The sequence below is a fragment of the Motiliproteus coralliicola genome, assembly GCF_003345655.1.
Lineage (GTDB): Bacteria > Pseudomonadota > Gammaproteobacteria > Pseudomonadales > Balneatricaceae > Motiliproteus > Motiliproteus coralliicola.
In genome coordinates, this window is record NZ_QQOH01000002.1 from 394,167 (window position 1) to 418,867 (window position 24,701).

The following is a 24,701-nucleotide window of genomic DNA, read 5'->3' on the forward strand; positions in this document are numbered from 1 at the left end:
CCCATACAGAGCATGACCATGACCCAAACAACCGCCAGCCAGTCCATCACGATTGCCCTGTCGAAAGGGCGTATTCTGAAAGAAACCCTGCCGTTGCTGGAGCAGGCCAATATCATTCCGGCCGAGGATATCTTCTCCAGCCGTAAGCTGATCTTTGATACCAACCATCCCCATATCAAGTTGTTGGTTATCCGTGCCACCGACGTACCGACCTACGTGGAGTACGGTGCTGCCGACATGGGGGTTTCCGGCAAGGACGTACTGCTCGAGCATGGGGCTCGTGGCCTGTATGAACCGCTGGATCTGAATATCTCCCGTTGCCGACTGATGACGGCCGGTCTGGTGGATGCCAAGCCGATCCCCGACGGGGGCCGGGTCAAGGTGGCGAGCAAGTTCGTCAATATCACCAAGCGCTACTTCGCCAGCCAGGGCAAGCAGGTCGATATCATCAAGCTCTACGGTGCGATGGAACTGGCGCCGATTATGGGGCTGGCCGACTGCATCGTCGATATTGTCGATACCGGCAACACCCTGAAGGCCAACGGCATGCAGCCGCTGGAGCTGATCGCACCGATCAGCACCCGGCTGGTGGTCGGTAAGGCGGCGATGAAGATGAAGCACAGCCTGATCCAGCCGATCATCGAGCAGTTGGGCGAGGCGGTCGAGCGCGCAAAAACGGCTGAAAACCTGGCTGATGAGGTGTCAGCATGAGTGCGCCGACTGTAACCCGCCTGGTCTACGGCCGGGGTGACTTCGATGCCCGACTGGACCAGTTGTTAGCCTGGGAAACCGTATCCGATACCAGCGTCAACCAGGTCGTCGATGGCGTGTTGGCCGATGTTCGCCGTCGCGGCGATGCGGCGGTCGTCGAGTACACCAACCGTTTTGACCGTCTCAGTACCGCCGATATGGCCGAACTGGAGATGGGCCCGGAACGACTGCAGCAGGCCCTCGACGGACTGAGTGATGAGCAGCGTCAGGCGTTGGAAACCGCCGCTCAGCGCGTTCGCAGCTACCACGAGCACCAGTTGCAGCAATCCTGGCAATACACCGAAGCCGACGGCACCATGCTGGGCCAACAGGTCACGCCGATGGATCGGGTCGGAATCTATGTTCCTGGTGGCAAAGCCTCCTACCCGTCGTCGGTACTGATGAACGCGATTCCAGCCAAGGTGGCGGGCGTTAGCGAGATCATCATGGTGGTACCGACCCCTGACGGTGAAATTAACGAGCTGGTCATGGCGGCTGCCTGCCTGGCCGGTGTCGACCGGGTCTTCTGTGTCGGTGGGGCTCAGGCCGTGGCGGCGCTGGCGTACGGAACCGAGACGGTACCGCGGGTCGATAAAATTGTCGGGCCGGGCAACATCTATGTCGCCACCGCCAAACGGGCGGTGTTCGGGCTGGTGGGGATCGACATGATCGCCGGCCCGTCCGAGATCCTGGTGGTTTGTGATGGCCAGACCGACCCTGACTGGGTGGCGATGGACCTGTTCTCCCAGGCCGAGCATGACGAAGATGCCCAGTCGATCCTGATCTGCCCGGACGCGGCTTATCTGGATGCGGTGTCGGCCAGCATCGCCAAGCTGCTGCCGACCATGGAACGCCGTGAGATTATCACCAAGTCCCTCAACGACCGGGCGGCGCTGATCGAAGTGGCCGACCTGGATCAGGCGGTGGAGCTGGTGAACCGGATCGCGCCGGAGCATCTGGAGCTGTCTGTCGAGGACCCGGATGCGCTGCTGCCGAAGATCCGCCATGCTGGTGCGATCTTTATGGGGCGCTACACCGCCGAGGCGTTGGGCGACTACTGTGCCGGCCCCAACCATGTGTTGCCGACCTCGGGTACCGCTCGCTTCTCATCCCCGTTGGGGGTTTATGACTTCCAGAAGCGCTCGTCGTTGATCCGTTTCTCCGCCGATGGTGCTAGCGAGCTGGGTCAGACCGCCTCGGTACTGGCCCGTGGTGAAGGGCTGACCGCCCACGCCCGCTCGGCCGAATATCGGATTAAACCGGAGTAGGCCGGAACCGGAATAGGCCAGAAAAAGCAACGCTATCGAACTCAGGTCCATCTCGGTGGGCCTGCTCTCCATCCTCTTTAGAAAAGTCGACCAACCATGACCCAAGCCAGCCTCGAACAACGTATCTCCAAACTGATCCGTCCCGAAGTGCGGGCGTTGCATGCCTATCAGGTGCCGCCGTCGACCGGGATGTTGAAGCTGGATGCGATGGAAAATCCCTACCAGTGGTCCGATGCCACCAAACAGGCCTGGCTCGATAAGCTGGCCGACGTTGAGATTAATCGCTACCCCGAACCTCAGGCCCAAGGGGTCAAGGATCGGTTGCGCCAGGTAATGGGTATCCCGTCGGAGTACGAGCTGATGCTCGGCAACGGCTCGGATGAGATTATCCAGATTCTGGCGATGGCGGTGGCCGGTGATGATGTTTGTGTGATGGCGCCGGAGCCCAGCTTCGTGATGTACCAGATGATCGCCACCTTCTGCCGAATCGATTATGTCGGCGTGCCGCTGGACAGCCAGTTCGATCTGGATCTTAGCGCCATGTTGGAGCAGATCGAAGCGCGCCAGCCGGCGTTGATCTTCCTGGCTCAGCCTAATAACCCGACCGGTAACCTCTATAGCGAGGAGAAGATCCGCCGTATCGCCGAGGCTAGCCAGGGGCTGGTGATCGTCGACGAAGCTTACACCGCGTTTACCGATTGTGACTCGCTGTCGCTACTGGGCGATTACGACAATCTGGTGCTGATGCGTACCCTGTCGAAAGTGGGTCTGGCCGGATTGCGGTTGGGGCTGTTGATCGGCAAGCCGGAATGGCTTGGTGAGTTCGACAAACTGCGCCTGCCATACAACATCAATGTGTTGACCCAGGCCAGTGCCGAGTTTGCGCTGGAGCACTACGAGCTGTTCCGGGAGCAGACCGCCAAGCTGCGTCAGGCTCGCAGCAGTCTGATCGAAGCGCTGCAGCAATTGCCGCAACTGCAGGTCTGGCCCAGCGAGGCCAACTTTGTGCTGGTACGCTCGCTGGAGAAGCCGGCAGCGGAGCTGCATGAGGCCTTGAAGGGGGCTGGTGTGCTGGTGAAAAAGCTGGATGGCGGCCATCCGGCATTGGCGGGCTGTCTGCGAATCAACGTCAGCACCCCGGAAGAGAACCAGCGTCTGCTCGACGCCTTACAAGCGCAACTCTAACGACGCGCACCACTGCCGTCAGGCTATGGCGCCGAATCGACGTGGATGGATCTGCCGATGGTTAATTCGTCCGGGTCGGTGGCCGGTTGCCGATGGTGACTTCGACGTTGATCAGCTCGCCGTTGCGCAATAACCCCAGCTTCAACAATGCTCCGGGCTTGGTCACGGCGATCTGGTTCATCGCTGCCTGACCGCTACGGATCGGTTGGCCGTCGATACTGATCAGCACATCGCCGGGTTGCATACCGGCCTGGTGGGCCGGGCTGTCACGGAAAATACCGGCAATAATCAATCCCCAGGCCTCTTCGGTACCGAAGGATTCGGCAAGCGCCGGGGTCATCTGCTGTATCTCGATACCGAGCCAGCCGCGAACGACCCGGCCATTTTCGATAATCCCCTTCAGGACACTGCGGACCAGATCCGCCGGAATCGCAAAGCCGATCCCCTGGGAGCCGCCGGAGCGTGAAAAGATTGCGGTGTTGATGCCGATCATGTGTCCCATCGCGTTGACCAGCGCACCACCGGAATTACCGGGGTTGATGGCAGCGTCGGTCTGGATAAAGTTCTCGTAAGTGTTGATGCCCAGCTGGTTACGGCCGGTAGCACTGATGATGCCCATGGTCACGGTTTGGCCGACGCCGAACGGATTCCCGATCGCCAGCACCACATCGCCAACCTGCAGTGGTTGGGATATCGCCAGGTCGATGACGGCCAACTCTTTGAGTGAGATCTTCAGCACCGCCAGGTCGGTTTCGGGATCGGTACCGATCACCTCGGCCTCCGCTTCACGGCCGTCGTGCAAGGCCACCAGGATCGACTCGGCTTCGGTGATCACGTGGTTGTTGGTCACGATATAGCCCTGGGGGCTGATAATCACCCCGGACCCGAGGCTGGAGATCACCTGGCGCTGGGTGCGGCCATTAGCATCGGGCTGACCGTAGTATTCGCGTAGCGCCGGATCTTCGAACTGGTCGCCGCTGGTCTGGGGAGCCCGGGTGCGCGTGTAGATATTGACCACCGCTGGTGCTGCTTTGGCCACGGCGTCGGCATAGGAGACTGGACCGACCCCCAGATCGGAGGTCGGTGGTGTCGGGCTGACCTGATGGATCTCTACCGGAGCCAGGCTCGGGCTGATACCCTGTGGAAAGAAGGTCAGCATCACGAAAGCCACCAGTATCCCGGCGGCAATCGGCCACAAGAGGAAGGTGGTCAGTTTGCGCATGCTGCTCCTAAACTCGGATAATGGCCCATTATACGAACTGAAATTGTTGATTGGTAATCGATTTTGAGGGTATCACCTTGGCGATAGCGTTAACTCAGCTAGTTAAAACCTTAGACCAGTGGCTCGAACCGGGACAGGTAAAAGATTACTGCCCCAATGGTTTGCAGGTGGAGGGGCGACCGCAGGTTCGCCGTATCGTCAGCGGAGTAACCGCCTCCCAGGCGTTGCTGGATGCGGCGGTGTTGGCCAAGGCGGATGCAGTGCTGGTCCATCATGGTTATTTCTGGCGTGGTGAAGACCCTTGTGTGCGCGGGATGAAACGGCGCCGGCTACAGACACTGCTTGAACATGATATCAGTCTTATCGCTTATCACCTGCCGTTGGATATCCATCCGCAGCTGGGTAATAACGCCCAGTTGGCACGGCGCCTGGGGTTGACGATCGAAGGCGGGTTGGAGCTGAACAGCCGTCAACCGGTAGGGCTGTGGGGGCGACTCGAGCAACCGCTGAGTGCAACGCAGCTGGCCGAGCGACTGGAGACCGAGCTGGGGCGTCGGCCGCAGTGGATCGAGGGCCGTGCCGAGCAAATTGAGACGCTGGGATGGTGTACCGGAGCAGCCCAGGGCTATATCGAGCACGCCATCGCTCGAGGTCTGGATGGGTTTATCAGCGGTGAGATCTCCGAGCCGACGGTCTACGCCGCGCGTGAAGGGGGAGTGCATTACTTTGGCGCCGGTCACCATGCTACCGAGCGCTATGGGGTTCAGGCTCTGGGGCAGCAACTGGCCGATCAGTTCGATATCGAGCACTGTTATATCGAGTTGGACAATCCGGTATAAGAGCCATACCGGTATGTGGGCTTAAAACAACGACGCCCGGCAGTTAACCGGGCGTCGTGGGTTGCCGACGAAATGCGGCGGCGAGTGGCGGCTTGGTCAAGCCATCCGGGATGGTTCCTGTACTTCCTCGGCCTTTTTCAACCCGTACTCCTCCGATAGGGTGCCTTCGTCGTCGGGGTCGGTTTTCGGGGCGTAGTCCCTGGGGGGCTCGACCTGACTGGTAGAAGTGGTGGTTGGCTCGGCTACCGGCTCTTCCTCGGTGCTGGGTTCGGCGCGGTGCTCCAGGCTGACCAGTAACTGATCATCGTTGCAGAGCTCGCGGGCGCTGTTAGACAGGTGCTGGTGCACATCGCGATAGCTATCGGTCAGTTTATTGACCAGCTCAGCCGTTTGGGTAAATCGGGTGGCTACATCCAGCTTGTAGGCTTCCAGCTCTCGGCGTGCTTCGTTGAGTTCTTCAATCAACGCCCCTTTGCTGCGGGAGCCGAGGTTGCTCCGACCGATAAGTAGGCCGAAAATTAAACCGATGACCAACGTTGAAAAGCCGACCAGTAGGACGGTTTGGGTGGCTGATTCCACTGCGGTGATTCCTCCGATGTTGCGCGGGCTTGAAGGGCCGAAGATACTTCAATTTGCGGATGATGACAAAGGGCGGGAGTCGGTTTGCTGCGGCACAGAGGCAATTGCTATAGTCGCGGCTTTTTTGCGGCTCGTAACAGCATCGAATTTAACCAAGCCGGCTCGAGAGCTGTGGCCTGCGTTGATGGTTGTTTCAGACGCAGGGCGTCGACAGACAAAGAGGTGAAGGGCAATGAAACAGCTGATTTTGGGTGGGGCCCGTTCCGGAAAAAGCCAGCTGGCCGAGCGTCTGGCGATGCAGTCGGGGCGAGAGGTCGTCTATATCGCCACTGCCACCGTGGGGGATGCGGAGATGGAGAGCCGAATCGGCCTGCATCGAGAACGTCGTCCCGAACACTGGGGGCTGGTGGAAGAGCCGGTGGCGTTGGCGCAGTGCCTGCAGCAGCAAGCCGGAGAGCTGAAACTGTTGCTGGTGGATTGTCTGACGTTGTGGCTAAGTAATCTGATCTGCCTTGAGCAACACGGTGTGTTACGACGCGAGGTCGATGCGCTGTTGCAAACGCTGCCGCAACTGCCCGGTGAGGTGATACTGGTCTCCAACGAAGTGGGGATGGGGATCACGCCGATGGGCGAGTTGAGCCGCCATTTTCAGGATGAGCTGGGGCTGCTGCATCAGCGCCTGGCCGCCCAGAGTGACCGAGTCGTGTTGACCGTTGCCGGGCTGCCCCATGTATTAAAGCCGGCCGGCACGGTGCTGGCGCTTGATCCGTAACAACGATTCGTTATTGTCTTTTTCGTCTGTTGTGTTCTGAGGAGAACCGAGTGAGTGATTCCCTAGAGTGGCTGTACCAACCGATCCAACCCTTGAATTCAGAGCTTCACGCCGAAGCGTTGGCGTATCAGGATCAATTGACCAAACCACCGGGATCACTGGGCAGACTGGAGCAGCTGGGAGCCCTGTTTGCCGCGGCTCAGGAGCAACTCAAACCCTCGTTGGATAAGGTTTCTATTCGCGTCTTCGCTGCCGACCATGGCGTGGCGGAAGAGGGGGTTTCGGCGTTCCCGCAGGAAGTGACCACCGAGATGGTTCGTAATTTTTCCCGTGGTGGTGCCGCCATCACGGTGCTGGCCCGTCAACTCAACGCGGATTTCAAGGTCGTCAATGCTGGGACCTTGACCGAGTTGGAGCCGTTGCCGCAGGTCGAGGATGCTCGTGTTGCCGCCGGCAGTGCCAACTTCTGTCGTGAATCGGCGATGACGCCATTGCAGCTGCAGGCGGCGCTGGAACTTGGTCGTCAAGCTGCGGCTGAGGCCGCCGAGCAGGGGACGCATCTGTTTATCGGTGGTGAGATGGGCATCGCTAACACCACCGCCGCTACAGCACTGGCGGCCGCTTTATTGCAGCAACCGGCACAGAGCTTGGTGGGGCCGGGAACCGGAATCGATCGTGCTGGTATTGATCGTAAAGCCGCAGTGATAGATCGGGCCCTGGCTTTGCACCAGCCGCAGTTGGATTCTCCGTTGGCGATTTTGCAGCACCTGGGTGGGCTGGAGATAGCGGCACTTTGCGGGGCTTATCTTGGCTGTGCCCAGCGCGGCTTGCCGGTGTTGGTGGACGGCTTTATCACTACCAGCGCGGCTTTGGTCGCCGTCAGGATTAATCCGGATCTGCGCCCTTGGCTGCTGTTTTCCCATAACTCGGCCGAGCCAGGGCATCGATTGATGCAACAGGCGATGGCCGCCGAGCCGCTGCTGGATTTAGGCATGCGACTGGGAGAGGGGAGTGGCGCGGCCGTTTGTGTGCCGTTGCTGCAATCAGCCTGCCGGCTGCAATCGGAGATGGCAACCTTTGCCGAAGCCTCGGTCAGTGAGAATCTGATTTAACCTCGGGTGGTGGTGATGGCTCGTCTGATTATCGATCTGCTTCGACATGGACGCTGTGATGATGGTGCCATCTATCGGGGGCGGACGGATTCCCCCTTGTCTAGCTCGGGGCTGGCGCAGATGGAGTCGGCCATTGCCGCGATGGTTGAATCTTCATCGCAGGCTGGTCCTGGCTGGCAGCAGATCCTGTGTTCACCGTTGCAGCGCTGTTCGGTTCCAGCGGCAAGTTTTGCCCGGCAACTGCAGTTACCGCTGGTGGTGGAGCCGGATCTTCGTGAGCTGGATTTCGGCCAGTGGGAGGGCTTGCCGCTGGAGCAGGTTTGGCAACAGCAACTGCAGCAGGTGATGGCTTTTTGGCAGGACCCGGATCGAAATCCACCTCCCGACGGTGAGAGCCTGCAGGCGTTGCGACAGCGGTTGCAGGCGCTTATGCAGGGTTGGCTTGCTAAGGTTGAAGAGGGTTCGGAGCGGCGTCTGCTCTGCGTTACCCACGGTGGGGTGGTTCGCGCGATCATCTGTATGCTGCTGGGGTTACCAGGCGCCAGCGCTCAGCAGTTGAGTCTTGATTACGCCTCGTTGAGCCGGGTCGAACTCTATCCAGATAACGAGGGCCTTAGCGAGCACGGATACCATGCCCAATTGATCTTCTTTAACCGCCGAGCGCTGTTATCCGATTATGACTGAAACCCCCGATAAACCCTTGCCGCAGCATGTATTGCCACCATTGGTGGCGTTACAGTTTTTGACCCGCTTACCGGTGCCGGAACCGGGACGAGTTGCCGATGCGGTGGTTGGGCGTTCGCTGCTTTGGTATCCGTTGGTGGGGCTGTTGCTTGGTGCCCTGTTATGGGGAGGGCAGCTGCTACTGCAGTGGCTGCTGCCGGATCAAGTCTGGCTGCAGGCGGCTCTGCTACTGAGTGCCTGGTGTCTGATCACCGGAGGACTGCATCTGGATGGTTTGGCCGATAGCGCCGACGCCTGGGTGGGAGGCTTTGGCGATCGGGAGCGGACCCTAAGGCTGATGAAAGACCCCACCTGCGGGCCGGCGGCGGTGATGTTGCTGGTGATGTTGTTGCTGGTTAAGTTCGGTGCTCTGGTACAGCTGTTGCACTTGGATTCCGCCTGGTTGCTGGTGGTGCCATTGATTGGACGGGCGCTGTTGTTGTTGCTGTTCTTAACCACCGATTATGTCCGCCCCCAGGGCTTGGGTACGATTTTGGCGGAGCAGTTTAACCGTCGACAGGCACGACTACTGCTGGTGCTGCTGGCTATCCTACTACCGCTGTCCGGCTGGCCGGCGCTGATGGCCCTGGCTTGCGCCCTGTTATTGTTCGTAGGCTTGCGTCGATTGATGCAGCAGCGATTGGGGGGCACGACCGGCGATACGGCTGGTGCGCTGGTGGAGCTGAGCGAAGCCGCGGCATTGATCGGCATTCTGATCGCACTGCCAGCGTAGCTGGGGTTGAGTATCAGGGGCTAATAGTAGCTGCCGTCGAGCGTTTCGAAGCACCGGCTGTCGTTGGCGGTTTCGTCCTTGGCTATCGATGTGATGCTGAATTATCAGTGTCTGGCCATCTCCCTTCGGGCTCACGATTGAGCGGTACTGGGCCTGATGGGTTGCGCCAGCTGAAGGCGCTGAAAAGCAAGCTGACTTATTCGCAGTTTTGCTAATGCTTATTTTTATTTTCGAAGCTAAAATAGCCGCCAGTCAATGCAGTTTGTTCTAGACTATTTCCATGCAGTCCAAAATTGATTTAACCGATATTGAGTTGTTGCGCGAAGCCTCCAAGCAATTGACCTCCGACCAACTAATCACCGCCCAGCAATGGATCGAAGGACTGATCCAAGAACGACACGACAATCAAAACCAACGGATTGGCGATCGCAATCTGAAACAGATGCGTGGCTTGATGGCAAAAGCGGGGATCAGTTGGGATGAGTTTCAAAAAGCGCTCTAAGTACTCCAGCTAAAGGCCCTCGCGGTCTACCGCAGCAAACCCAGCTATTCAGCGAGATATTCGTACTCGCTGCGATGTTGCGCGCCTTGCTCAAGCAGCCGGCTGGACTTGAGGATATAACGATCCACCGGGATGTTGATGTCCAGATCCTGATTCCTTTCGATATAACTGCTCAGATCCGGTCGCTGCTGTCGGCGGAAGCGCCCCAGGGTCCAGTGGGGCAAAAAGCGTCGCGATCGGATCCGGATTGACGGAAAGCGTTGTAAGATCCGTTGTTGTTTCTGCTGCAGTTGCTGTAACGGTTGGCAAGGCTCGACGCCCAGCCACAGAGAGCCTGAGCGAAAGAGCCCGATTCGGCGGCAGCGCAGCTCAAAGGTTGCAAACTCAATCTGTCCCAGGGCTTCTGAGATCGGTTTCAGCTGTGTGTCGGGTACCTCTCCGATAAATACCAGAGTCAGATGGAGCTGATTAGGATCGCTCCAGCGTATGCTCGGTACTCCCTGACACAGTTTGGTAAGTTGCGGCAGCAGCTGGACAGGGGGCTCGATGGCGGTAAACAGGCGCATAGTGTCAGTTTATCCGATAGCCTGGACTTTTGGGGGGGGGTCGAGCCGGTGCAGTGACCGATTTAGTATAGGGAATTAAATTGAGATATTTTCGCAAAAGCTATTGATAACGATTATCACTTGAATTAATCTGGCCTTGTTCAGGGCTCCTGGGGTACCTACCAAAGGATCGGGCAACCGATCTGGCGGATGCCGGCTCAGCTGATTGGTCATCAATAGAATCGGCAGGTACCCCCCCGAACGGTCACACTCATCTCTTAACGCACCTTCGGGTGCGTTTTTTTTATCCCGCTCAATAGGTTTCCTTGATCCTGCTCGTTTATCGCAATCGAGCTTTGATAGCCTGTTTGTTCTGCATATTCCATGTAATGATATTTATTAGCATGAGTAGTTGATAAGCAATCGCATTAGCTGTATAGTCGCTTCTGTTCTACACCACTAACCGTCACGGCTTTGCCAGTCAAAGCAACAGCGGCCTGGTGACCTATTACCATCTCTTTTTAACGCACCTCTAGGTGCGTTTTTTTTTGACAGCAGACAGCGGCGTGTTGGTTGCTACCGCTAATCGCGTTGATATCGTTAACTTTGATTGCTCGTTAGTGTTCGGTCGGACTAGGCTAGAAGAGAGCTGTTAATATGGTTGCTCGATCAACCCGGTAGAGCCATTGCCGGGAAAGAATCGCTATATGAACATTTGGATCGAGACTTGAAGGAGTGACGCCATTGCGTAAAGCGCTGTTTTTCGGCATGGGCTGGGTCTGTTTGCTGTTAGGCCTTATTGGCGTGTTGCTGCCGCTGCTGCCGACGACACCTTTTATCATTCTGGCGGCTTACTGTTTTTCGCGCAGTTCCCGTCGCTTTCATCAGATGCTGGTGGGGCATCGCCTGTTCGGCCCGATCATCAGGGATTGGGAAGCCCATGGCGTAATTCCTCTCAAAGTAAAGTGGATTTCTAGCACCATGATGCTGTTGATGATCAGCTATCCGGTTTTTTTCAAACCACTGCACTGGGGTATCGATGCCAGTATGCTGGGGGTGGCCGTGATCGCGTTAGTCTATATCTGGAGTCGGCCCTCCCGGCCGCGACAAGATTCCAATCCCTCTTCCAAGCCTGAACTCAGGCCTCAGGCCGATTCGGCTGACTCGGCCTGATAGCTGCGGCGCCTTTAAACGTAGTTAGAACCGCTGTTTCGGTGTTTTCCGGCCTGATCGTTTTTGTCAATAAACTTGAGCGGATCAACCCTCGCTGTTGCCGAGTCGATCATCCAAGCTATGCCTCCCCCCGTTAACAACAAAAACCAATTGGAGGTATGTCGATGAACCAGGTTGATCAGTTTTTCGAGGCGATGGTAGCGCGCTTTCAGCCACAGGCTGCGGTCGATCTCGATGCTGTCATTCAGTACCGACTGGCTGAGGGAGAGAGTTATTATCTGACGGTCAGTGACCAGCGCTGCGTACTCGATCGCGGTGAACATGGTGCCCCCTGCGTCACCCTAAAGATGAAGTTCGATACCCTGCAGAAGTTGGGGCGGGGTGAACTCGATGGGATGAAGGCGTTTATGTTCGGCAAGTTGAAAGTCTCCGGTGATATGAGCCTGGCGACCCGGTTGGCAAAGCTGTTTCCGGCCGGATAAGTCGCGACTCACGACCGATCAATGTGTCGGCGCTCTGCTGTCGATAAGAGCGCGGATCCCCAGCTTGAGTCGGCTTATCGACAGGATCCTGGTCCAAACGGACGTTTTATTGTCTTGGCGCAACGCTTTGGGTTGCGCATCAAGCTATCTTGGCTACGCTAGTTAACAGCTTGATTCAAAAGGTGGGCGTTGTGGCAAGCCTTAGGCTGCTCACCCACTGCGAGGGATAACTCAATGTCACCAGAAGAAGCCATCAAACAGCTTGATCAGATCTTGCGCGGCAAGTACTCCGATATCACCATCCTACCGTCGGGGATCTGCAGTCGCACGATACAGATACCGTTCAAATCCGGTTCGGCACTGCAGTACACCCTGACGCTGTTTGTGGAAGTGGAGATGGCACCCACTACCGGTGTCGCCACCGCGATTCGCATCAGTCACCCGCCGGGGCATTCGTGGGAGTCGACGCCGGAAGAGATGAATTCGGCCACGGGGAATCTGCGTACCCTGTTCGATATGATCACGGACCTGGGCAAAGAGTACCTGACCCGCGAACGTCAGACCCTGAAGGTGTTGAATAATCAGGAGTTGGGTAAGCAACTTTCTCGATTGTGTCAGGCCAACGGGGGCGATGGTGCCGCCGACGATGCCGACGAGTTCGTGATCCGCAAGGGCCAGGCTCAGGTTACGGTTAAGATCATCGAGGATAAAACAGCCAGTCCCCATGCGGCTATCAATATGACCGTTAACGGGATTGACAGCAAGGATCTGCTCAGTGCGGTCAAGGTGCTGCTGCAGAACGCCGCCAGCTGATCCAAAGAATGTCTCGGCAGGGCGGATTTTCTGTCCTGTCGTGGACTCGTTCGCTGGTTTTCGTGCCCCCTTCCCGATAGCATAGAGACCTTGTTGAAAGCCGTGCAGACGGCTTGAATTTGCGGTATCTGGCGGATCGATCAATCTATGAGTTATCAGGTTCTGGCGCGAAAATGGCGCCCCTCCACCTTTGAAGGAATGGTGGGGCAGGAGCATGTTTTACAAGCTCTGGTTAACGCGCTAGACAGTGATCGTCTTCACCATGCCTACCTGTTTACCGGTACCCGAGGGGTCGGTAAAACCTCAATCGCCCGCCTGTTTGCCAAGTCGCTCAATTGCGAGCACGGGGTCAGCTCCAAACCCTGTGGCCAGTGTTCACCCTGCCGTGAGATCAGTGAAGGGCGCTTCGTTGATCTGATCGAGGTGGATGCGGCATCGCGGACCAAGGTTGAAGATACCCGCGAGCTGATGGAGAACGTCCAGTACGCACCGACTCGGGGACGTTATAAGGTCTACCTGATCGACGAAGTGCATATGCTGTCGACCCACAGCTTCAATGCCCTGCTGAAAACCCTGGAAGAACCACCGCCCCATATCAAGTTCCTGCTGGCGACGACCGATCCGCAGAAGCTGCCGGTGACCATTTTGTCACGCTGTCTGCAGTTCAATCTCAAGAACATGGTGCCGGAGAAGATCGTCGCCCACCTGCAGCAGGTATTGCGGGCCGAACAGATCCGCTTCGAAGAGCAAGCCTTGTGGCTGCTGGCCCGTGGTGCCAATGGCAGCATGCGGGATGCCATGAGTCTGACCGATCAGGGTATCGCCTACGGCAGTGGTGAGCTGCGCGAAGCCGATGTTCGGGCGATGCTCGGAACCGTCGATCAGCATCAGGTGCTGGGGCTGCTGCAGCAGTTGGCCCAAGGATCGGCACAGGGGGTACTGGATCTGGTGCGCCAGATCAGCGAGTTGGGTGCCGACAGCGATGCCATCTTGGCTGAGCTGCTGAGCTTGTTGCACCGGATCGGTATCGCCCAGATGTTGCCCCAGGCGGTCGATAACAGCCAGGGCGATCGGGACGCGATCCTAGCGCTGGCCCAGTCGCTGCGCGCCGAAGATGTGCAACTGTTCTACCAGATCGGAGTTAACGGTCGACGTGATCTGCCCCATGTCCCGGTGGCGCGAGAAGGCTTGGAGATGACGTTGCTGCGGATGCTGGCATTCCGGCCGGTCGCCGCTGGTGAGCTGGCGCTGCCTCAGGGAGACGTCCCGCAATTGGCGAGCAAGCCCGAGCCGATTGAATCCGAGCCTGCTGCTGCTCAGGCGAATGCTTCGGCGGCTGGGCAACAATCCCAGCAACCGCCCGTTGTGCCCCCGTCAGCAACAATCGAGCCTGAACATGATCGGGTGTCAAGTGCGCCCGCCCAGGCTCCCGTTGAGTCGCAGGTCGTTCCCGAGCCGGCTGCTGATAGACAGCCACCGGTGGCTGAACCGCACGATCCGCCCCCCTGGGGGGAGCCTACGCCGATGCTGGCCGGGGGTGAGTCAAAAAAGCCTGAGGCGCCGACCGCCTCAGAGTCGGAATCCGTATCCCGCCCACCCTGGGAATCTTCCGACGAGCCGGCGCCGTCTACTCCAAATCCTCAGCCGCAATCGCCCCTGGCTGGATCGCCGGTTGCTCAGGCTGACACCGAGGTGGCATCGGCAACCTTCAGCTCCGACAGGGAATCATCAGCAGAGTCGTCAACAGCGATGCCGGTCGATCAGGCGCCAGAGCCACCTTCTGAAGCCAGTGATAGCGTCGTCACTACCGCTCAACCACATCCCGTCCAGGAATTGGATGTTCGTGGTGGAGATCTGGCTCGACGTTGGGTGGAGGTGATCGATCAGATCGGCCTTAGCGGGATGACGTATAATATTGCCGCAAACGCCTGGCTCGACGATGAGCAGCAGGGGCGCTGGCGTTTTTGCCTGGCCAACGATCGCCGGCACCTGTTCAACGATACCCATCAACAGCGTTTAGCCAAGGCGTTATCGGACTTTTTGGGGCAACCGCAACAGGTTGAGGTGGTCGAAGGCAGTAGTGAAGCCGAAACCCCGGCCGGATTCCGACAGCGCAAACGAGAAGAGCGCCAGGCTGAAGCGGTCAGGTCGATAGAAACCGATGCCAATGTGCGGGCGATTGTGGCGGCCTTCGATGCCCGGATCGACTTGGCTTCGGTGCGTCCCATCGATGCCGAGCAAGCTTGAGACAAGTCGCGGCCAGCACAGAACAATCAATTAATGAGGAGAAGATCATGAAAGGTGGAATGGGCAATCTGATGAAGCAGGCCCAGCAGATGCAGGAAAAGATGCAGCAGGCCCAGGAAGAGATTGCCAATGCTGAGGTGACTGGTGAGTCCGGAGCGGGATTGATCAAGGTGGTGATGAATGGTCGCCACGACGTTCGTCAGGTTTCGATCGATGACAGCCTGATGGAGGAAGACAAAGAGATTCTGGAAGATCTGCTCGCCGCCGCCGTTAACGATGCGGTGCGCAAGGTGGAAAGCACCAGCCAGGAAAAAATGGCCAGCATCACCGGCGGCATGATGCCTCCGGGTTTCAAGATGCCGTTCTAATTCGGTGTCGACAGTCTTATGAGTTACAGCCCACTGATTGATCAGCTGATCACCGCGTTGCGCTGCCTGCCAGGGGTGGGCGCCAAATCCGCTCAGCGGATGGCGTTTCAACTGCTGGAGCGGGATCGACAGGGAGGCCGGTTGCTGGCTGAGGCTCTGCAGCAGGCGATGGCCGATGTCGGACACTGCGCGCAATGCCGTAATCTGACCGAGCAGCCGTTGTGTGGCATTTGCGCCAGTCATAGTCGTGATCCACAGTTACTTTGTGTGGTCGAAAGTCCGGCGGATGTGGTCGCCATCGAACAGAGCGGTAGCTTTCGTGGACGCTATTTCGTGCTGCAGGGGCATCTATCGCCGCTGGATGGACTGGGGCCGGACGATATCGGTATTCCGCAACTGCTGGAGCGGTTGCAGGAGTCGGAGGTCGAGGAACTCATCATCGCCACCAATCCTACGGTCGAAGGTGAAGCCACAGCGCACTATATCGTCGAGCAGGTGCGGCCCATGGGTCTCAATGTCACCCGGATCGCCCATGGAGTCCCCTTGGGTGGCGAGCTCGAATATGTCGACGGCAGCACCCTGACCCACGCATTCAATGGACGTAAAGCCCTGTGATCAATCAACCTCTGGAAGAAGACCAGCTGCAGGCCTGCCGACAGGCGATCGACAATGCCGAGTGGGTCGATACCGATGCACGGCTGGCTGACTTATGCCGTCAGTGGCGCCAACAGGATCGGGTCGCCATCGATACCGAATTCCAGCGCACCGATACCTTTTATCCGATTCCCGGTCTGATTCAGGTGGGCAGTGAGGGGCAGGCCTTTTTGATCGACCCCCAGTCGATTACTAATTTCTCACCGCTGATCGAGTTGCTTAATGATGAGGCGGTACTCAAGCTGGTACACGCCGGTAGCGAGGATCTGGAGCTGTTCGTTCACAGTTTCGGTGCCGTGCCGAAACCGCTGTTCGATACCCAGACTGCCTGTGCTTTTCTGGGACTGGGGTTGTCGGTGGGCTACCAGCGTCTGCTCAGCACGCTGTTTGGGCTGGAAGTGGATAAGCAGGAGACCCGTTCTGACTGGCTGCAAAGACCCCTGACCGAGTCACAATGCCATTATGCTGCTGAGGATGTGGTCTTTCTGGAGTTGATCTATCAGCGACTGCTACCCCGGTTGGAGGCTGAATCAAAGTTTGACTGGGTGTTGGAAGAGTGCGGATATGCGGCCGCTGAGGCCTTAGCCCCGCCGCAGATGGATAACTACTACCTAAGATTTAAGCAGGCTTGGAAGCTGCGCCAGGAGCAGCTGTCGGTGCTTTACACCCTGTCCGGCTGGCGCGAGCGTGAGGCCCGAGAACGGGATATGCCGCGCAACTTCGTGCTTCATAACAGCAGTCTGCAGTCGATTGCGACCCGGTTGCCCGGTTCGATGGGGGCGCTGTCCAAGGTGGAGCGAATTCGTGGTCGCACGCTGTCCAAGGATGGCAAAACCCTGCTTGAACTGGTCAAACAGGGGCTTGAGCGGGATGATCAGGCTCGGATCCCTGCGCCGGAGCGGCCGCTTCCGAGCCGCTGTGGTGCACAATTGAAACAGCTCAAGGCGCTGGTCAATGAGCGTGCCGAGGTGCTGGATATTGCACCTGAGCTGATGGTGAAGCGCAAAGACATGGAGGCGCTGGTACGCAGCCAGCTCGACACTGGCGAGGCGGTCCTGCCCGCCGGTTTGCAGGGCTGGCGCCAACAGGTAATCGGCAACGCCCTGCAGGCGCTGCTGAATGAGAACAATAGCGAGACATCCAACGAGACCCAGGCATGAAAGTAATCTGTTCCGTCTACAAAAGCCCGAAGAAGCCCGACATGTATCTCTATGTTGATAAGAAGGAGGGCTTAGCTCGGGTCCCGGAAGCGCTGCTGGAGATGTTCGGTAAGCCCCAGGAAGCGATGACGCTGCTGGTCACTCCGGGTAAGAAGCTGGCTCGGGTCGAAGCCCCGAAGTTGCTGTCGGCCCTGCGCGATCCGGGTTACTACCTGCAGATGCCGCCTCCCAAAGAAGAGTATATGCTCGATCTCTATCGGGCCCCGACCGAAGCCAAGTACTGATCTGGGTAACTGATCACCGATGGTCGCTTTTCAGCCTTTCTGGCAGCGCAAGACGCTGGAGCAGCTCAGCCCCGAGGAGTGGGAATCTCTGTGTGACGGCTGTGGTAAATGCTGTCTGCACAAGATCGAAGATGAGGATACCGAGGAGCTGCTGTTTACCGCGATCGCTTGTCGAGAGCTGGATCTAGACTGCGCTCGTTGCCGTTCCTATGGGCGGCGTTTCAAGGCGGTACCCGAGTGTCTGAATGTTCGCGAACTAGCCTCGGATAATTACCACTGGCTGCCGCGCACCTGCGCTTATCGACTATTGGCGGAAGGGCAGTCGTTACCCGATTGGCACCCGCTGATCAGCGGTGATCCACAAACGGTGGTCGATGCCGAGGTTTCGGTGATCCGTTGGGCGGTCAGCGAGGCCCGGGTTCGTGATGACGAGTGGTTCGACTACGTGTTGGATGGAGCCGAACTCTAGTTTTCAGAGCAGTTTATCTCCGTCTGACCTAGTGGCGTGACATTAGATAAGCCCCGGCAGCGACCATAATCGAACCGGCGCTGCGGTTCAGGCGTTTCACCGCTGCTTCGGAGCGAAACCATTGGCGTGCGGTATCGGCAAACTGGGCGATCAGCATTAATCCGATCATCAAACCCAGCAGCGTTAGTACGCTAGCCAGCAGAATATCAGCGCCGCTGAGACTGCCCAGATCCATAAACGTCGGCAGGAAGGCGATATAGAACAGGATTACCTTGGGGTTGGAGGCGGAGATCAGAAACCCCTGGGTAAAACTGAGTAGGTGGCCTTTGCGGGTTTGTTTGTGCTCTATGTTCTCCAGATCCAGTGGCGCATTCCACATTTTCCAACCCAGGTAGCAAAGATAGATCGCGCCGACTACGCGGATCAGGGTAAAGGCTTCGCCCCAGTTCTGGGCGATGGCAGCCAGGCCGAAGCAGGCGGCGATCAAGTAAAGGATGTCGCTGATGGTCATCCCCAGCGCCAGCATCCAGCAGCTGTTTCGGCCAAACACCAGTGCCCGTGCCAGCAGAGCAAAGACCCCTGGGCCCGGTGTGACGGCAAAGATCAGAATAGCCAAGAAGAAGGTAAAGGCGCTTTCAGGAGTCATGGAGTGTGGCCGGATTAAAGATGCTGAGAGTTGATGGTCGAGCCCGCTGGAGTATATCCGCAGGCTCTTAAGCTACCACTAAGATAGCTGGCAACAAAGTGAATTCCTTGAGCAGCGAGACTCCGGCTTGACGGTGATCGAGGCTGTGGGTAGAGCTAGTTTGAGCGGTGCTCATTTCACAAAATGTTTACGATCCGGCCCGTAGTGAGTGGAGAGGTAATCCAGGATCACGGTGCGATCGGCATCGTCGAGCTTGTCCAGTCCCTGTTCGTCGATCATCCAGTCAATCACTTCGTCCCAGCCCTCGCGGGTTTGTCCCTGCTGCGCAATGATTCGTTCGGAATGGCAGGCGGTGCAGGCATAGTAGGTGGTATCAACACCGGGAGCCGGAAAAAGGACCCCGTACTCGGAGGCTTCTGTTCCGGCGCCATCGGGTAGCTGTTCTTGAGGGGCTGTGAGTGTGGTTGTCGCCGTGGCATTACTGTTCTTCGGGGCGTTGGGGCGGTCGGTATTATAGTGGGCCGTCAGATAGTTCAGGATGGTCTGACGATCTTCTGCGGAGGGTTCCGCCATCCCTTGTTCCTGTATCACCCAATCGAAGATCTCTTCCCAGCCTGTACGGGTCAGTCCTTGCTGGACCACGAGGCGCTCGGAATGACAGGCCGTGCAGGTGTAGTAGGTGACCTCGACGCCTGGGGCGGGTACCAGAAGGCCGAATGTTGAAGCCTCCGTCGCTGTTGTCGCTTTGGCTTCGCTGCTTGCTGAGCCGATAAAGCTCAAGGGGGCGGAGGACTGGCTATTCATATAGGCGATCAGGTCGGCGCGATCCCGGTCTTTCTTGAGCCCGGCGAAGGTCATTCGGGTGCCTTTAACGGTACTGCCCGGGTCGGCCAGGAAGCGGTCCAAGCGCTCCAGCGTCCAGTTCCCGCCTTGCTCTTTCATCGCATCGGAGTAGCCAAAGCCGGCATGGGTGGCAATCTTACGTCCGATGAGTGCGTACAGATTGGGGCCGATCTTGTTCTCACCGCCGTTGTTGATTGAGTGGCAAGCCGCGCACAGGCGAAACAGCTTTGCCCCTTTTTCAGGGTTTGCAGTAGCCAGTCGTTGTTCAAGGACACTGCTTGCGTCGGCACCGGCTGGCAGCAGCAGGGTGCCGAGCAGTGTCGCGATAATGGTTGAGGGTACGATCGGTCTCGTTTGCACGGGTGGGCTCCACAGGTCTGCTGTCGTGATGACCAGGGTCAGCAGGTAGTAAGTTTTCGAGCTTGGTCGGGTGCTGCTGGATTAGGTCCGGGTGGTCGGTAGCTAAAGCCGGGCACCTCGTCAGGATGCCCGGTGTTGGCTTGTCAGGAGACGTTGAGTCCCACTCGGTGCATGGTGTTGTTGAGGTAGCCCTTGGGGTTCCAGTTGATGGCGAAAGGCTGCATCACTCCCTCGCTATCGGTGGCCCGTGCCCAGACTTCGAAATAACCCGACTGCGGGAATTTGACCTTGGCGAGCCAGTTTTGCCAGGCGCCGTCATTGACGGGGCTATCGAGTTCAGCCGTTTGCCAGGTCGCCCCAAAATCGATCGAGATCTCCAGTTTCTTAACCGTGCGGTCACCCGACCAGGCGTGGCCTCGAACTTCGGTTTCCAGGCCTGAAACTGCATTGTTGGCCGGATAGGTGATCAATGACTTAACCGGCATGCGTTCGATGATGACAAAATCTTTCTTATCCACCTTGGTGCCCGGAGCCACAGGACGGTTGGGAACCCGGTAAGCGGTTCCGGTCATCTTAGGACCGTCATGGACCACATCGCGCAGTTGAATACGCTTAAGCCATTTTTGCGAACAGGATCCGGGCCAGCCAGGAACAACCAGGCGCAGGGGGGCGCCGTTGTGGGGATGTAGAGGTTCACCGTTCATCTCAAAGGCGATCAGAATGTTGTCGGTCATTGCCTTGTCGATCGGTAGACCCCGGGAGATGGGGAGTTTTCCCTGCTTGCCGGAAAGATGGGCGTCGGCGCCGTAGTGGGCGGTGTAAACAACGCTTTTCTGTACCCCGGCCTTTTCGAGGACGTCCTTGAGGCGTACTCCGGTCCACTCCGAGCAAGCCACTGCGCCATAGGTCCACTGGTTCCCTTTGGCGGGTGGGTCAAAGAAAGCACGGCCATTGCCTCCGCACTCGATCGTCAGGGCTCGGGTGACCACCTCAAACTGCTTTTTCAGGTCGGCGATGCTCAACGTCAGCGGATTCTCGACCAAGCCGTCGATGGTCAGCTCCCAGGTTTCAGGGTTTACCTCGCTGGGAGGTATGCCGTTATTCCGGATAAAGTGTCGGTTTGTCGGGGTGATAGGATCATCGAGCAATGCCGGCGGGGTTTCGGCATTGACGGGGCGGTCGTTGAGCAGGGTTAGCCCGTCTTTTCCGACCAGTACAGCCTCGTCGGCAAAGGCCGCCGGAATCAGCCCGGAGGGCATGTTGCGGTGAAAGGGGATGGCGCCTCCAACCATGGTGATCATGGTTGCCAGGCCTGCGTTTTTAAGAAAGCCGCGACGGTCTGCATATGAAGTGCGGCCAAAAAATTCTTTGTCTGCCTTTTGCGGATTGGCCGCAAAGAATTCACTGACAGTTGACTTCGTTTTGTTATCCATGGGGTTTTCCTCTTGATGAGGGGATTGGGTGCTATGCCGTCATGGCTACCTCGTTTAGCTAAGATCTAGAAAATTGTAGACGGGGTTGTCGGGGATGCACAAAAAAAGGAGCACCGAGGTGCTCCTTTTTATCAGCTGGTTTTTCAGCTTTGCGTATGGATCAAAGGCTTAGCCTTTGTTCTCCATCTGCTGCTTGATCAGGTCACCGATGGTGGTCGGGCCGGATACTTCGGCGGCTTGCTGCTGGTTCAGCTGCTGGATCGCTTCCTTCTCGTCGGCAGCGTCTTTAGCCTTGATCGACAGGCTGATCGAACGGTTCTTACGATCAACGTTGATGATCTTGGCTTCAACCTGCTGGCCTTCTTTCAGCGCGTCGCGGGCGTCTTCGACGCGGTCTACGCTGATTTCAGAAACCTTCATGAAGCCTTCAACGCTCTCGGCCAGCTCGATCTGAGCGGCTTTGGCGTCAACAGACTTGACGGTACCAGTAACGATGGAGCCCTTGTTGTTGGCAGCAACGTAGTCGCTGAAGGGGTCGCCGTCGAGCTGCTTGATGCCCAGGGAGATGCGCTCTTTCTCGGCATCGATGGACAGGATAACCGCTTCAACCTGCTCGCCTTTCTTGAAGTTGCGCAGTGCAGCTTCGTTGTCAGCTTCCCAGGAGATGTCGGACATGTGTACCAGACCGTCCAGGTCGCCTTCCAGACCAACGAAGATACCGAAGTCGGTGATGGTCTTGATGGTGCCGGAAACTTTGTCGCCAGTGGAGAACTTCTCAGAGAAGCTAACCCACGGGTTGCCGGTGCACTGCTTGATGCCCAGAGAGATACGACGACGCTCTTCGTCGACGTCCAGAACCATAACTTCGATCTCATCACCGACCTGAACAACTTTGGACGGGTGGATGTTCTTGTTGGTCCAAGACATTTCGGAAACGTGTACCAGACCTTCAACGCCATCTTCCAGAGACGCGAAGCAGCCGTAGTCGGTCAGGTTGGTAACGCGAGCAGCAACCTTGGTGTTGGACGGGTAGCGCTGCTTGATGTCGGCCCACGGATCTTCCTGCAGTTGCTTCAGACCCAGAGACAGACGACCGGTTTCCTTGTCGAACTTGATGACCTTAACGGTGATCTCGTCGCCCGGAGTCAGCATGTCGCTCGGGTGAGAGATACGCTTCCAAGCCATGTCGGTGATGTGCAGCAGGCCGTCAACACCGCCCAGATCTACGAATGCACCGTAGTTGGTCAGGTTCTTAACGAAGCCTTTAACTTCCATGCCTTCCTGGATGGTGGCCAGCAGCTCTTCACGCTGAGCGCTGTTGGCTTCTTGCAGAACGGCACGACGGGAAACAACGATGTTGTTGCGCTTGGGATCCAGCTTGATCAGCTTGAACTCCAGCTCTTTACCTTCCAGGTGGTCTACGTCGCGTACCGGACGCACGTCAACCAGAGAGCCAGGCAGGAAGCCCTGAATGTTGTTGATCGCAACAGTGAAGCCACCCTTGACCTTGCCATTGATGACACCAGTAACAGTCTCTTCTGCGTCGAAGGCCTTCTGCAGCTTCTGCCATGTTTCGGCACGCTTGGCTTTCTCGCGGGACAGTTTGGTCTCACCGAAGCCGTCTTCAACAGCTTCCAGAGCTACGGTCACTTCGTCACCAACTTCAATCTCCAGTTCGGCGGAGGCGCTGACGAATTGTGCACGGGGGATAACTGCTTCGGACTTGAGGCCGGCGTTAACAGTAACCCAGTCGTCGTCGATGTCGATAACGGTACCGGTTACCAGTGAACCTGGCTTCATGTCGATCTCTTTGATCGACTCCTCAAACAGTTCAGCAAAGCTTTCGCTCATTTTTAGTCCTATACGGGAGCAACCTGTGGCCCCGTTCCGGGTACCCAAGTCAGACTCCACAGTAAGCCTGTATTGTCAGCGATACAGGTCAGTTCAATAGTATCTTTACACGTGCCCCGCTGACGGTTCATAGCACGCAAAAGATAAAAAGATGCAAAATTATACAGGAGATCTCGCCGCTGTGCATAGAAAGCGGCGAAAATTATCCGATTCCGGCCTCTCGCGGGGGAGGCCGAGGTTAGAGGTATGCCTGCAGTTGTTGGTCCAGCTGTTCTGCACAAGGCTGGGTGAACTCTGCAACCGTGCGCTGTAACGCCGGTGGCATGTATTCCAGATCCTGCTCGCGCAGGGCGTTGAGCAGTTGCCGTTCGCTCAGGGCATTGTCGATAACGAATTTCAGGTTATCGGCAAAACAGAAGGCATAGCGTGTCAGCAGGTTGTTGATGATCTCGTCTTTGGTCTGCTCGTTCAGGATCAAACGGTTCTTTCTGCTGAAGGCGGCATAGTGGTTGGCCGCTGCTAGGCTCATGGCCTGCTTTTGGAAGTTGCTGAAACGGTTAGTCTCGCGCAGCTGCTCGAACAGCTGGTTCAGGATTTCATGGGCACGCTTGCGCTCCTCGGCGATCGGCAGCGGCGCATAGCGCTCGGTGCCTTGCCGGTACTGTTCGAGTTCCGCAAGCTCTTTGGTCTGGTCTTCCAGCTGCTGTTTGAGACTGATCACCCGTGCCAGCAGCTGGGCTTTGTCGGATTCCAGCGAGGAGATCAGCTGGTTGGTGGGGGAGCCGTCGGCGGCGGAGGCGCTGGTCACAACCATCGGTGCAACAACGGGCTCGGCCTGCACATGCTCGATGCGCTCTCCGGTCTTTTGGGTTGGTTTAACCACCTTGGCCGGATCCAGATCGGAGCGTTTGAGCAGTTCGTCGACCTGGCGATTCAATGCCTTAAGGCAGGGGAGGTGGATGCTCTGGTAGTCCTGTCCCAGGTTGCCGGTCAGCGAATCGGTACCGTCATCCGACAGCGCCTGCAGGATCTGTATCTCTTCGGCTCGATTATTGGTGACAAACGGCAGGTTCTCGCCGAGACAGAGGCCGTAGGAGGGCAGCAGTTTAATCAGTTGGTCTTTGACCTCTTCGAACAGGATCAGGCCATTGGCGCGGACTATTTCGGTAAACAGGTTGGCACTGGCCAGATGGACCGCCTGGCGCTGGAAACGGCTGAACTCGGCGACATCGGAGGAGGTGTCGAAGTACTCGCGCAGGATGCTCTGGGCGCGAACACGCTCTTCGGTCAGGCGCTCCGGGGCGAAGCGCTCATTCTCGGCCTGGTAGCTGCGCAGTTCCTTCAACGGAACGCTTAACTGCCCCAATTCATGTTCCAGCTTGGTAACTTCGACCAGCAACTCATCCTTGTCTCGGCTCAACGCCAGAATGACCTTTTCGGTGGGCGAGAGTTTTTTCTCCTGGATTGAGGGAGGCAGTTGCACCTGACCATCTTCCAGTCCGTAGGTGGCACCGTCGGGACCGGAAGACATCGGAATCACCTTGGAACCGAAGTCAGCCAGGCTTTCGACGTTCTCGCTATGGACCTTCTCGACTTCAATCGAGATGAAGTAGCCGGCAACACCGGCGATGGCCAGCACAACCACACCGATGCCGATCATAATGATCTGTTTGGGGGACATAGAAGAT

Annotated in this window: 26 protein-coding genes; 18 read left to right on the forward strand and 8 right to left on the reverse strand. The window is 57.5% G+C overall.

What is annotated here, in order from left to right:
* Positions 1 to 18 precede the first annotated feature (18 nt).
* The 3 genes from hisG to hisC all read left to right on the forward strand — a co-directional run bounded on the left by hisG (position 19) and on the right by hisC (position 3,203).
* A complete protein-coding gene (gene hisG / locus DV711_RS08625; protein WP_114695676.1) occupies positions 19 to 711 on the forward strand; it encodes an ATP phosphoribosyltransferase in 693 nt (230 codons plus the stop codon).
* Entirely contained in the window at positions 708 to 2,018 is a 1,311-nt protein-coding gene (hisD, locus tag DV711_RS08630; RefSeq protein WP_114695273.1) for a histidinol dehydrogenase, read from the forward strand. Before hisG ends, hisD begins: the two co-directional genes overlap by 4 nt.
* 96 nt (positions 2,019 to 2,114) lie before the next feature.
* Positions 2,115 to 3,203, forward strand: a complete 1,089-nt coding sequence (gene hisC / locus DV711_RS08635) for a histidinol-phosphate transaminase (protein ID WP_114695274.1) — start codon at positions 2,115 to 2,117, stop codon at positions 3,201 to 3,203.
* A gap of 61 nt (positions 3,204 to 3,264) precedes the next feature.
* Here hisC and DV711_RS08640 read toward each other — a convergent pair whose 3' ends face one another.
* Complete coding sequence (locus tag DV711_RS08640; protein WP_114695275.1) at positions 3,265 to 4,425, reverse strand: S1C family serine protease; 1,161 nt, start codon at positions 4,423 to 4,425, stop codon at positions 3,265 to 3,267.
* 77 nt (positions 4,426 to 4,502) lie between these two features.
* On the opposite strand from DV711_RS08640, the gene DV711_RS08645 reads away from it, so the two are divergent.
* The gene (locus DV711_RS08645) at positions 4,503 to 5,264 is read left to right on the forward strand and encodes a Nif3-like dinuclear metal center hexameric protein (RefSeq protein ID WP_114695677.1); all 762 of its coding nucleotides are present in this window, start codon (positions 4,503 to 4,505) and stop codon (positions 5,262 to 5,264) included.
* A gap of 96 nt (positions 5,265 to 5,360) precedes the next feature.
* Here DV711_RS08645 and DV711_RS08650 read toward each other — a convergent pair whose 3' ends face one another.
* Positions 5,361 to 5,843, reverse strand: a complete 483-nt coding sequence (locus DV711_RS08650; protein WP_165840046.1) for a Z-ring associated ZapG family protein — start codon at positions 5,841 to 5,843, stop codon at positions 5,361 to 5,363.
* A gap of 232 nt (positions 5,844 to 6,075) precedes the next feature.
* Here DV711_RS08650 and cobU point away from each other — a divergent pair, with 232 nt between their 5' ends.
* From cobU to DV711_RS08675, 5 genes are all read left to right on the forward strand, one after another.
* A complete protein-coding gene (gene cobU, locus DV711_RS08655; RefSeq protein WP_114695277.1) occupies positions 6,076 to 6,615 on the forward strand; it encodes a bifunctional adenosylcobinamide kinase/adenosylcobinamide-phosphate guanylyltransferase in 540 nt (179 codons plus the stop codon).
* A gap of 50 nt (positions 6,616 to 6,665) precedes the next feature.
* The gene (gene cobT, locus DV711_RS08660) at positions 6,666 to 7,727 is read left to right on the forward strand and encodes a nicotinate-nucleotide--dimethylbenzimidazole phosphoribosyltransferase (RefSeq protein WP_207802585.1); all 1,062 of its coding nucleotides are present in this window, start codon (positions 6,666 to 6,668) and stop codon (positions 7,725 to 7,727) included.
* Between the two features lie 15 nt (positions 7,728 to 7,742).
* Positions 7,743 to 8,411: a histidine phosphatase family protein gene (locus DV711_RS08665; RefSeq protein WP_133297428.1), complete on the forward strand. Its 669-nt coding sequence runs from the start codon at positions 7,743 to 7,745 to the stop codon at positions 8,409 to 8,411.
* Complete coding sequence (locus DV711_RS08670) at positions 8,404 to 9,183, forward strand: adenosylcobinamide-GDP ribazoletransferase (protein ID WP_114695279.1); 780 nt, start codon at positions 8,404 to 8,406, stop codon at positions 9,181 to 9,183. The genes DV711_RS08665 and DV711_RS08670 overlap by 8 nt, the downstream gene beginning before the upstream one ends.
* A 280-nt stretch (positions 9,184 to 9,463) precedes the next feature.
* On the forward strand, positions 9,464 to 9,685 hold the full coding sequence (locus tag DV711_RS08675) for an H-NS family histone-like protein (protein ID WP_114695280.1): 222 nt from the start codon (positions 9,464 to 9,466) through the stop codon (positions 9,683 to 9,685).
* 44 nt (positions 9,686 to 9,729) lie between these two features.
* Here the strand turns inward: DV711_RS08675 and thpR are convergent, their stop codons facing one another.
* Positions 9,730 to 10,251 carry an RNA 2',3'-cyclic phosphodiesterase gene (gene thpR / locus DV711_RS08680; RefSeq protein ID WP_114695281.1) on the reverse strand — a complete coding sequence of 174 codons (522 nt, stop codon included), beginning with the start codon at positions 10,249 to 10,251 and terminating at the stop codon, positions 9,730 to 9,732.
* Positions 10,252 to 10,974: 723 nt separating this feature from the next.
* Between thpR and DV711_RS08685 the strand changes: the two genes are divergently transcribed.
* The 9 genes from DV711_RS08685 to DV711_RS08725 all read left to right on the forward strand — a co-directional run bounded on the left by DV711_RS08685 (position 10,975) and on the right by DV711_RS08725 (position 17,880).
* On the forward strand, positions 10,975 to 11,403 hold the full coding sequence (locus DV711_RS08685; RefSeq protein WP_243633770.1) for a YbaN family protein: 429 nt from the start codon (positions 10,975 to 10,977) through the stop codon (positions 11,401 to 11,403).
* A 164-nt stretch (positions 11,404 to 11,567) separates the two neighbouring features.
* A complete protein-coding gene (locus tag DV711_RS08690) occupies positions 11,568 to 11,885 on the forward strand; it encodes an SCP2 sterol-binding domain-containing protein (RefSeq protein WP_165840047.1) in 318 nt (105 codons plus the stop codon).
* 234 nt (positions 11,886 to 12,119) lie between these two features.
* Positions 12,120 to 12,698: a hypothetical protein gene (locus tag DV711_RS08695; protein WP_114695283.1), complete on the forward strand. Its 579-nt coding sequence runs from the start codon at positions 12,120 to 12,122 to the stop codon at positions 12,696 to 12,698.
* Positions 12,699 to 12,845: 147 nt separating this feature from the next.
* Positions 12,846 to 14,945 carry a DNA polymerase III subunit gamma/tau gene (dnaX, locus tag DV711_RS08700; RefSeq protein ID WP_114695284.1) on the forward strand — a complete coding sequence of 700 codons (2,100 nt, stop codon included), beginning with the start codon at positions 12,846 to 12,848 and terminating at the stop codon, positions 14,943 to 14,945.
* A 44-nt stretch (positions 14,946 to 14,989) separates the two neighbouring features.
* Positions 14,990 to 15,313: a YbaB/EbfC family nucleoid-associated protein gene (locus DV711_RS08705; protein WP_114695680.1), complete on the forward strand. Its 324-nt coding sequence runs from the start codon at positions 14,990 to 14,992 to the stop codon at positions 15,311 to 15,313.
* Positions 15,314 to 15,331: 18 nt separating this feature from the next.
* Entirely contained in the window at positions 15,332 to 15,928 is a 597-nt protein-coding gene (gene recR, locus DV711_RS08710) for a recombination mediator RecR (protein WP_114695285.1), read from the forward strand.
* Positions 15,925 to 17,127, forward strand: coding sequence for a ribonuclease D (gene rnd, locus DV711_RS08715; RefSeq protein ID WP_114695286.1), 1,203 nt, complete (start codon positions 15,925 to 15,927; stop codon positions 17,125 to 17,127). Before recR ends, rnd begins: the two co-directional genes overlap by 4 nt.
* Positions 17,124 to 17,411: a YcgL domain-containing protein gene (locus DV711_RS08720; RefSeq protein WP_114695287.1), complete on the forward strand. Its 288-nt coding sequence runs from the start codon at positions 17,124 to 17,126 to the stop codon at positions 17,409 to 17,411. The genes rnd and DV711_RS08720 overlap by 4 nt, the downstream gene beginning before the upstream one ends.
* Positions 17,412 to 17,430: 19 nt before the next feature.
* Entirely contained in the window at positions 17,431 to 17,880 is a 450-nt protein-coding gene (locus DV711_RS08725; RefSeq protein WP_114695288.1) for a YcgN family cysteine cluster protein, read from the forward strand.
* Between the two features lie 28 nt (positions 17,881 to 17,908).
* Here the strand turns inward: DV711_RS08725 and DV711_RS08730 are convergent, their stop codons facing one another.
* From DV711_RS08730 to DV711_RS08750, 5 genes are all read right to left on the reverse strand, one after another.
* Entirely contained in the window at positions 17,909 to 18,526 is a 618-nt protein-coding gene (locus DV711_RS08730) for a LysE family translocator (protein WP_114695289.1), read from the reverse strand.
* 171 nt (positions 18,527 to 18,697) lie between these two features.
* Entirely contained in the window at positions 18,698 to 19,729 is a 1,032-nt protein-coding gene (locus tag DV711_RS08735; RefSeq protein WP_207802586.1) for a c-type cytochrome, read from the reverse strand.
* Positions 19,730 to 19,872: 143 nt separating this feature from the next.
* The gene (locus DV711_RS08740) at positions 19,873 to 21,162 is read right to left on the reverse strand and encodes a sulfite oxidase (protein WP_114695290.1); all 1,290 of its coding nucleotides are present in this window, start codon (positions 21,160 to 21,162) and stop codon (positions 19,873 to 19,875) included.
* Between the two features lie 168 nt (positions 21,163 to 21,330).
* Positions 21,331 to 23,013, reverse strand: coding sequence for a 30S ribosomal protein S1 (gene rpsA / locus DV711_RS08745; protein ID WP_114695291.1), 1,683 nt, complete (start codon positions 23,011 to 23,013; stop codon positions 21,331 to 21,333).
* 238 nt (positions 23,014 to 23,251) lie between these two features.
* Positions 23,252 to 24,694 carry a hypothetical protein gene (locus DV711_RS08750; protein WP_114695292.1) on the reverse strand — a complete coding sequence of 481 codons (1,443 nt, stop codon included), beginning with the start codon at positions 24,692 to 24,694 and terminating at the stop codon, positions 23,252 to 23,254.
* Between the last annotated feature and the right edge of the window lie 7 nt (positions 24,695 to 24,701).